The 2,535-nt window shown below is 72.2% G+C and carries 3 protein-coding genes; all 3 read left to right on the forward strand.

What is annotated here, in order from left to right:
- Positions 1–230: 230 nt before the first annotated feature.
- A complete protein-coding gene (gene fdxA / locus AOK23_RS43445; protein ID WP_055511749.1) occupies positions 231–551 on the forward strand; it encodes a ferredoxin in 321 nt (106 codons plus the stop codon).
- A gap of 204 nt (positions 552–755) precedes the next feature.
- Positions 756–1,781, forward strand: coding sequence for an AfsA-related hotdog domain-containing protein (locus AOK23_RS43450; protein WP_055717857.1), 1,026 nt, complete (start codon positions 756–758; stop codon positions 1,779–1,781).
- A gap of 69 nt (positions 1,782–1,850) precedes the next feature.
- Positions 1,851–2,535, forward strand: a 685-nt coding sequence (locus AOK23_RS43455) for an AfsR/SARP family transcriptional regulator (protein WP_169800404.1), incomplete at its 3' end; no start/stop codon positions are given.

Genomic DNA, 2,535 nt, shown 5'->3' on the forward strand with positions numbered 1-2,535 from the left:
AGATGGCCGACCAACTGGACAGGGCCGTCGAGTTGAAGGGCAAGGGCGACCTCGGCGCTCTCCTCGCCGGCAACGACACCTGGACGGTCGGGCGTTCCGCCCGGCACCCCCGTTCCACCACGGCCACCCGGCCGTGAACCGCGGATCCATCACCGCAGGACCGTGAACCACAGCACCGTCACCGCAACACCGTCACCGTTCGACCGCAGTACCCCGGGGAGGGACACCAAATGACCTATGTGATCGCTCAGCCCTGTGTCGACGTCAAGGACCGCGCGTGCATCGACGAATGCCCGGTCGACTGCATCTACGAGGGGCCGAGGAAGCTCTACATCCAGCCCGACGAATGCGTCGACTGCGGTGCGTGCGAACCCGTCTGCCCGGTGGAGGCGATCTTCTTCGAGGACGACGTCCCGGCCGAGTGGAGCGAGTACCGGACCGCGGACGCCGAGGTCTTCGCCGAACTCGGGTCGCCGGGCGGAGCGAGCGCGGCGGGGCCGCTCGCCGCCGACCATCCCCTGGTCGCCGCGCGTTCCCCGCAGGCCGCGTAACCCTCGCACCACCCGGTGTCCGGTCGCCGGATGGCCCGATTCCGCGGTGATCCAGCCCGGTTCCAGGCCAGGTACAGGCCGATACCAGTGATCCAGGACACCGTGGAGGCGGTGGCGGAATCTTTTCGCCACCGCCCTGTGGCGTTGTGCGCACCGGCCGCGCCCCGCGCGCATCCCGGGCCGGCCATCCCAGAAGGAGCTGCAATGGACATCACCTTCACCTCTCAGCCCGCCCCGTCCGTCCCGGACTCCAGAGGTCTCGTCGCACCGCTGCACCTGCTGCACAGACCCGTCACACCGGAGGGGTTCCTGCTGGACGCCGCCGCTCCCGTGGAGCAGCACTTCGCGCTCTCCGCCGAACTGCCCCAGGAGCACGGGACGTTCACCGACGGGCCGGGCACCTTCCACGATCTGCTCTACATCGCGGAGACCCTGCGCCAGGCGACGCACTTCGTCGCCCACCAGTACTTCCGGGTGCCCGCCGAACGCCCCGCGGTGTTCGTCTCCAGCGGGCTCGACGTCCTCGACCCGGCCCCGTGGCGCCGCACCGGCCGGCCGGCCCATCTGACGCTGGACCTCACCGTGACGCCCGTGGACGTGGTCAACGGGGTCCCGCGCGGCCTCGACTGCCGCAGCGACGTGGCGATCGACGGTGTCCCCTGTGGGAGCGCTTCCGCTCGGCTGCAGTTCCTGATGCCGGGGGTGTACCGGTCGCACCGTGAGGTGGGGCGCCAGGAGAGTCTGCGGAGCACCGCTCCGGTGGTGCGCCCGCTGGCCTCCATGACGGTGGTCACGCAGGAGGAACCGGCCACCGTGGCACCGGAGTCGGTGGGTCGCGAGGACCCGCGCAACGTCATCGTGGGACCGCCGCTGCGGGCGCCCTACGGCGAGTTCGTGCTGCCCGTGGCCGCCGATCCCGGCCACGAGGTCTTCACGGCGGTGCCCGGCGACCATGTCCCCGGCCCGGTGTTCCTGGAGGCGTCCCGGCAGGCGTCGCTGCTCGCCGCCGCCGAACTGCACGGGCTGCGGCCCGCCCACGCCCTGCTGACCCGCTGGCGGGCGTCCTTCCGCGGGTTCGGGGACGCCGACCTTCCGCTGACCTGCACGGTCGTGGCGGAGGAACCGGTCCGCGACGACGCGGGCCGGCCCACCGTACGCACCCGGCTCGCCTTCAGCCAGGGCAGCCGTGTCCTGTGCACCGCCTCGGCCGTCCTCCTCCAGGACTGCTGACCGTACGCCGCCGCCCGGACCGGCCGACGCTCTCCTCTCCCCTCGTTCTCATGATCAAGGAGCTCTCCGATGCGTTTCCGGGTACTGGGGCCGGTGAGTCTGTCGCCCCGCACTCCCTCCGCCGCGAAACCGCGCGCCCTGCTCGCCACGCTGCTCGTGCAGACCGGTGAGGTGGTCCCCGTGCACAGCCTGATCGACGAGCTGTGGGGGACGGAACCCCCGCGCACCGCGACCACCACCCTCCAGGTGTACGTCTCCCAGCTGCGCAAGGTGCTCGCCGAGGCCGGCGGCTCCGCGCACTCCGGGGAGCTGCTGACACGCGCTCCCGGATACCTCCTCGCCGTTCCCGAGCGGGACTTCGACCTGCCGTGCTTCGAACGGCTGCGGGCCGAGGGCCGCGCCGCCTACCAGGAGGGCGACTTCGGCCGCGCCTCCGGGCTGCTGCACGAGGCGCTCGCCCTGTGGACGGGCCCCGCCCTGTCCGGGATCCCGCACGGGGTACGGCTGGAGTCCGCCGCCATCCGGCTGGACGAGCTGCGGATGGAGGTCCTGGAGCAGCGGATCGTCGCCGACCTGCGGCTGGGCCGCCACCAGGAGCTCGCAGGCGAGCTGCTGGCCCTCGCCAACGAGCATCCGCTGCGGGAGACCCTGCACGGACACCTCATGGTGGCGCTGTACCGGACGGGCCGCGGCTCCGACGCGCTGCGCGTGTACGGGCGGCTGCGCCACTCCCTCGTGGAGGAACTCGGCGTCG

The organism is Streptomyces torulosus, from assembly GCF_001419765.1.
In the GTDB taxonomy this organism is placed as follows: Bacteria; Actinomycetota; Actinomycetes; order Streptomycetales; family Streptomycetaceae; genus Streptomyces; species Streptomyces torulosus.